General features: G+C 52.8%; 6 protein-coding genes. 3 read left to right on the plus strand and 3 right to left on the minus strand.

Going from position 1 to position 6,187, the window contains the following annotated elements:
- From H6F80_RS23385 to H6F80_RS23395, 3 genes are all read left to right on the plus strand, one after another.
- Window positions 1–1,535, plus strand: a 1,535-nt coding sequence (locus H6F80_RS23385; protein ID WP_190793925.1) for a diflavin flavoprotein, incomplete at its 5' end; no start/stop codon positions are given.
- 263 nt (window positions 1,536–1,798) lie between these two features.
- Window positions 1,799–2,365, plus strand: coding sequence for a phosphate-starvation-inducible PsiE family protein (locus tag H6F80_RS23390; RefSeq protein ID WP_518523638.1), 567 nt, complete (start codon window positions 1,799–1,801; stop codon window positions 2,363–2,365).
- A 131-nt stretch (window positions 2,366–2,496) separates the two neighbouring features.
- Entirely contained in the window at window positions 2,497–4,218 is a 1,722-nt protein-coding gene (locus H6F80_RS23395) for a diflavin flavoprotein (RefSeq protein ID WP_190793927.1), read from the plus strand.
- A 257-nt stretch (window positions 4,219–4,475) separates the two neighbouring features.
- Here the strand turns inward: H6F80_RS23395 and H6F80_RS23400 are convergent, their stop codons facing one another.
- The 3 genes from H6F80_RS23400 to H6F80_RS23410 form a co-directional block, all read right to left on the minus strand.
- A complete protein-coding gene (locus H6F80_RS23400; protein ID WP_190793928.1) occupies window positions 4,476–4,784 on the minus strand; it encodes a DUF3181 family protein in 309 nt (102 codons plus the stop codon).
- 33 nt (window positions 4,785–4,817) lie between these two features.
- On the minus strand, window positions 4,818–5,090 hold the full coding sequence (locus H6F80_RS23405; RefSeq protein ID WP_190793929.1) for a 2TM domain-containing protein: 273 nt from the start codon (window positions 5,088–5,090) through the stop codon (window positions 4,818–4,820).
- 179 nt (window positions 5,091–5,269) lie between these two features.
- Window positions 5,270–6,052, minus strand: coding sequence for an RNA polymerase sigma factor SigF (locus H6F80_RS23410; RefSeq protein WP_190793930.1), 783 nt, complete (start codon window positions 6,050–6,052; stop codon window positions 5,270–5,272).
- Between the last annotated feature and the right edge of the window lie 135 nt (window positions 6,053–6,187).

Raw genomic sequence — 6,187 nt, forward strand, 5'->3', positions numbered from 1 at the left:
ACGAGAAATTTCGCGAGCTTTACTTTGATACCCTGACCGGGCTGATCGATCCCCAACAGATTGACTATTTAGTTGTCAGCCATACTGAGCCCGACCACAGCGGTCTGATCAAAGACCTGCTCCAGCTTGCGCCTCACATTACCATCGTCGGTTCCAAGGTAGCCATTCAATTTCTTGAAGATCTGGTACATTCTCCCTTTGAGCGGCTCCAGGTAAAAAGCGGCGAGCGGCTGGATCTGGGCAATGGGCACGAGCTGGAGTTCGTTTCTGCACCTAACCTCCACTGGCCCGACACCATTCTGACCTTCGACCACAAAACCAGCACTCTCTACACCTGCGATGTGTTTGGGATGCACTACTGCGACGACTACAGCTACGACGAAGACCTGGAGCTGCTGGAGGCAGACTATAAGCTTTACTACGACTGCCTCATGGGTCCAAATGCCCGCTCGGTACTGGCAGCCCTGAAGCGCATGGGCAACCTTCCAACCATCGAGACGATCGCCACCGGACACGGCCCCCTGCTAAAGCACCACATTTCAGAACTGGTGAACCGCTACCGCGAATGGAGCCAGGCACAGGCAAAAGCCGAAACAATGGTTGCCATTTTCTATGTAGTGGACTACGGCTACAGCGACGAGCTAGCCCAGGCAATCGGTCAGGGCATCCAGAAAACAGGCGTGGGCGTCGAGCTGATTGATCTGTGCACGGCTGAGCCGCACGACATTACTGAAACGATCGGTCTAGCATCGGGCATTGTGATCGGGATGCCACCTCAGCCAGGTCGCTCGATCGGCAGCACGGAAGCGGCACTGGGTACGATCCTGGCAGCCGTGAACTCCAAGCAGGTCGTGGGCTTGTTTGAAACAGGCGGCGGCGAGGATGAGTCGGTCTATCCGCTTCGCAATCGCTTTCGAGAAGTGGGGGTGCGAGAAGCGTTTCCGCCGATTTTGATCAAAGAAACGCCGAACGACAGCACCTTTCAGCTCTGCGTCGAAGCCGGAACCGACCTGGGACAGTGGCTCACCCGCGATCGCACCGTCAAGCAAATGAAGGCTCTCGACAACGATCTGGATAAAGCACTGGGGCGGCTCAGCGGCGGACTCTATATCATCACGGCACAAAAGGGCGACATCTCCAGCGCGATGCTGGCATCCTGGGTGGCACAGGCAAGCCTGAAGCCTCCTGGCGTGTCGATCGCAGTTGCAAAAGACCGGGCAATCGAATCCTTTATGCACGTAGGCGATCGATTTGTGCTGAACGTGCTGGAAGAAGGCAACTATCAAACCCTGATGAAGCATTTTCTCAAGCGGTTTGCTCCCGGAGCCGATCGCTTTGCCGGTGTCAAGACCTATCCTGCCACCAACGGTTCGCCGATCCTGGCAGAGTCGCTAGCCTATTTGGAATGCGAAGTGGTTAGCCGCATGGAATGCAGCGATCACTGGATTGTCTACAGCACGATTCAGGCAGGTCGCGTATCTAGGGTCGATGGCTTGACTGCAATTCACCACCGCAAGGTCGGCAACCACTACTAGGCACAGCTATTAAGCACAGTAGATTGGGGCAACGATCATATTCACGTAGATGAGGGGCGATCGGAGCAGTATTAAAGGTTTTGCATCGCCTCCTCTATTTCCCTTTCTGGCTCCCAATCCTGGAACTGTTCTGCATTACCCTTCAGTAAAACGTTAATTCAATTAATCAGCTTTTTTGAACATTAAGCTATTTATAGATAAGTTAACTTGAAGGTAAGCTAGGGAGGAAATCTTGATGGAACAGAAAACCGATGCAGAATGCTATGAGTTCCACAACCGATCGCTACAACTGGATTAAGCGTCACTACATCGTCCGCGCCCTGGAAGCCGTCCAAGATTTGATTGTGATTTCACTCTGTATCGGCTTATTCAGCTTCATGGTGATCCAGCTTCGAGAAATGGTGCTGTCGCTGCTGCCGCCGCTGGACTTTACTGCCGTCACTGCCGATATTTTGTTTCTCCTCATTCTGGTTGAGCTGTTCCGGCTACTGATTATTTACCTGCAAGAACAGCGCGTGTCGATTGGGGTCGCGGTTGAAGTGTCGATCGTCTCCATTTTGCGAGAAGTGATTGTGCGAGGCGTCCTCGAAACTCCCTGGACACAGATTGCGGCTTCCTGCGCGTTTCTACTGGTGCTGGGTATGCTGCTGGTGATTCGCGTCTGGCTGCCTCCTACGTTTGAAGGCATCGATCCGGAACAGGTGCTTTCTGCGCGACGAACAAGAGAACTGGCGGTGGCAGCGGCGATCGAAGAAGAAATGACTGATGTGCCAACTCGCACGAATCATCACGCCAATCATCATCGAGAATTAGAGCAGCCTCAGTTTTGACAAAATTAAGTGCAGTCGTGAAAAGATGGCGCGGTAAAAGCTCCCGCATCCCTCCCGCTTCGATATCTGAGCAGTGCTCTGATTAGTTTTGCCGACCGTCTAGTTTTCCAGTCCCTTTCTATCCTCCCCCTATGACAGACATCAAACCCCGTGACGTTCAAGTTGCCGAAATCGGAGCGCAGACGCTGGTCTTACGATCGCGCACCTGGGATCGGCTCAAGTTTGAGGTGGAGTATGCTCGTCAAAAGGGAACGACGGCAAATTCTTACCTGATCCAGGCAGACAAAATCGCGTTAATCGACCCGCCTGGTGAATCGTTCACAGAGATTTTTATTGAAGAACTGGCGCACCACGTCTATCTGCAAAAGATTGACTATGTGATTTTAGGGCACGTTAACTCAAATCGCTGCGCCACCCTCAAAGCACTGCTCAATGTCGAAACGGCTCCGCAAATTACCTTTGTCTGCACCCGTGCGGCAGAAGTCGCGCTGCGATCGGCACTTCCCAATCTGGATTTACGAATCATTCTGGCAAACGTGGAAGAGACGATCGACCTGGGGCAAGGGCATCAGCTTCAGCTCATTCCCACTCCCACGCCGCGCCATCCCGACGGACTTTGCGTTTTCGATCCGGCAAGTCGCATTTTGTACACGGACAAGCTATTCGGGGCGCATGTCTGCGATGATGCTGTCTTTGATGAGAACTGGAAACAGCTTGACGAAGACCGCCGCTATTATTTCGACTGCATTCATGCAGCCCAGGCAAAGCAAGTTGAAGCTGCCCTCGATAAGCTTTCAGAGATTCGCGCCAAGATCTATGCGCCCGGTCACGGTCCCTTAGTGCGCTACAGCCTCAGCCGCTTTACGTTTGACTACCGCCAATGGTGTGAACAGCAAAAAACTCAGGATCTCAACGTAGCTCTGCTCTATGCCTCTGCCTATGGCAACACCGCAACCCTCGCAAATGCGATCGCCCAGGGCATGATTCAGGCTGGTGCTTCGGTGCAGTCAATCAACTGCGAGTTTACTGATCCCGCTGAAATCGCAGCCGCTCTGGAGCAGTGTGACGGCTTTATCTTTGGTTCGCCCACCCTGGGAGGACACGCCCCGACTCAAATTCAGACTGCGCTGGGCATTGCCCTCTCTACTGCTACCAAGACCAAACTCACAGGGATATTTGGCTCCTACGGTTGGAGCGGTGAGGCGATCGACCTGCTAGAAACAAAGCTGCAAGACGCAGGGTTCCGCTTCGGATTTGAGCCAATTCGCGTTAAGTTCAAACCCACCGAAGCCACTCTAAAACAGGGTGAAGCCGCCGGAGGCGAGTTTGTCCAGGCACTTCGGAAAACAAGAAAGATTCGCGCCCCTCGTCAGCTTGCTGCCGAATCCCAGAGCGATCGCACCGGACATGCAGTCGGACGCATTACCGGATCGCTTTGTGTATTAACCACGCAGGAAAACGGAGTCAATCGCGGAATGCTGACTTCCTGGGTGTCTCAGGCAACGTTTAGCCCTCCCGGATTGACGATCGCCATCAGCAAAGAAGACAACGAAGACGCAGCACAGCTCGGCGGTTCCTTTGTCCTCAACATTCTCAAAGAAGGGCGTAACCTCAGGCGCTATTTTCAGCGAACTGCCGCCAGCAACGATCGCTTTGCCGAAATTGCCACCCATCCGGCAAACAATGGCTGCTTGGTATTAGACGAAGCCCTTGCCTATCTTGAATGCCGGGTGCAGGATCGAATGGAATGCGGCGATCACTGGCTCGTCTACGCGTTGGTCGAAGACGGAAAACTGCTGGAATCCAATGGAGTCACCGCCGTGCAGCACCGCAAATCGGGCAGTCAGTATTAGGACGGTATTATGGCAATCTTAGGGCGATCGAAGTTGTGACAATGCTGCCGTGGGAGAGTGGGTTGAACGACCTGAATGGCTGGGACGATCGCTTCCTGAGATAGACTCGCTCCTTGGCGCGATCGTCCTGAAAAACTTCCTGCGTCTTGTGACTTGCAACGAAAACGACTTTGTTAGAACTGGAGTTAATGTTGGAGTTAATGTTGTTAACCCCAAGCTAGATCCGTGGATTTTATCGTTGGAGAATCACTGTCAGGTTACATCTCGCGCTGATACTCTTCCAGGACATCCATCAGATGCACCTGTGACTGCATTGGCAGCAGTTCTGAAAGGGGAACTTCGAGCTTGCCGCCGCCCAGTCTCACAGGGACTTTCTTCAGCAAATCAAGAACCTGATTTTCCTGGAGGTTGCCATCCTGCATCTGAGGATAAAGCTGCTCTGCCAGAACAGTATGTAGGTGAGCATCACGCAGATAGAGATGCCACTTTGCCACGTCGATGTAAACGTTTTCGCCGATCGCCGCAGCGAGTTTTTCGATCGCTTCGTTGGTGGTTGCGTATGCCATTGTTCTGTTCCTGTTTTGATTATTGGTATTGATTTACTCTTTTTTACTCAAGGTTGGCGCAGGTGTCGCCTCTGAGTAATCTGCAATTGTGAAGATATAAATTGCATGTGCCGCTAGGACAAGTCCCCATAGCCCAGTGAGCCAGCTAATCCACTCCCAGTCTGCCTGCTGCAGGTTGTGAACAAACCATACACCGGAGTTAACGGCAATAAAGGAAGCGACGTGAACTGCAAAATTCATGCGATCGTCCAGCTTGCGGTAGTCAGCATCTTTGCGATCGGGTTTGCGCGACCAACGGGGAGGCATAGCGTTTGGGGATAAGGTAGGTTTCTTCTTCTAGATTACTGCAAGGGTGAAGAGTGAAGGGGGGATAGGGGCATGGGGCATGGGGAGATAAGGAATTTTTGGCATGAAAAAAGGCGATCGGTTGACAATCGCCCTAGCTCAAGGAGATATGGACATTTAGGGAGACGAGACGCGAAAACTTAGGGATCGGTTTGCAGGGTTTGGGGCTGTAAGAAGGTGAGCATTTGCTCTAAACCGCGATGAATACGGCGGGTGACAGTCATTGGGCTGACTCCGATTCGCTCTGCAACTTCTTTGCGGGACAAATCGCTGAAAAAGACAAACTCGATCGCGGCTCTGGTTTTCTCTTCGAGCTGGTTAAGAGCACGCTGCAGCTGCTGGCGGTCTTCTTCGAGCTTTTGGAGCGTTTGGTAGTGCATATCGGGCAGGGTTTCGCCCAGCGTCATCGGCGAGTCGGTCTGGTGGGAAATTGTGGCATCTAGACTCAGGGGCATGCGGTTTCGCATTGCCAGCTTCACTTCGCGCCACTCGCAGGCGGAGACACCGAGCCGCTCTGCAATTTCGTTGTCTTCGGGCGTTCTACCTAGGAGCTTGGTTAACTCTGTCCGCACCCGCTGCCCTTCTTTGTCGAGATCCTGCAAACGGCGGGGAACTTTAACAGAGTTACCGCGATCGCGCAGGAAGTGCAGCATTTCGCCGCGAATGTAGGGAACCGCAAACGAGCTAAAGGCACAGCCCTGGCCAGGATTGAATCGCTCGATCGCCCGAATTAAGCCGAGGTAGCCAATCTGCTCCAGGTCTTCGTAGGGTTCAGAGCACTTGTGGCAAATTTGATGAGCAATTTTGCGAACGAGTCCAGCATTCAAACGTACGAGCCGATTACGGAGGGCAACAGATGGATTCTGCTTGTATGCCATCAAGAGTTCCATGCTGTCAGAGCGAAGAGAAGATTGAGTAGCCATGACCTGAAGAACCACCTTGCTTTCAGAGTTAGGCACATTGTCGGGATAGAAGGGGGGTAGTAACCATCGTTATTCCACGGGGAATGGAAAGGGGCGTATGCAGAGGAATCCGAGAAAGTACGGAGTCATGACCGA

Source organism: Leptolyngbya sp. FACHB-711, from assembly GCF_014695615.1.
GTDB lineage: Bacteria > Cyanobacteriota > Cyanobacteriia > Elainellales > Elainellaceae > Leptolyngbya_A.

Excerpts from the sequence above, each read along its gene's own strand:
- H6F80_RS23390 (WP_518523638.1), top strand. The coding sequence starts at position 1,799 with ATGAGTTCCACAACCGATCGCTACAACTGGATTAAGCGTCACTACATC.
- H6F80_RS23395 (WP_190793927.1), top strand. The coding sequence starts at position 2,497 with ATGACAGACATCAAACCCCGTGACGTTCAAGTTGCCGAAATCGGAGCG.
- H6F80_RS23400 (WP_190793928.1), bottom strand. The coding sequence starts at position 4,784 with ATGGCATACGCAACCACCAACGAAGCGATCGAAAAACTCGCTGCGGCG.
- H6F80_RS23405 (WP_190793929.1), bottom strand. The coding sequence starts at position 5,090 with ATGCCTCCCCGTTGGTCGCGCAAACCCGATCGCAAAGATGCTGACTAC.
- H6F80_RS23410 (WP_190793930.1), bottom strand. The coding sequence starts at position 6,052 with ATGGCTACTCAATCTTCTCTTCGCTCTGACAGCATGGAACTCTTGATG.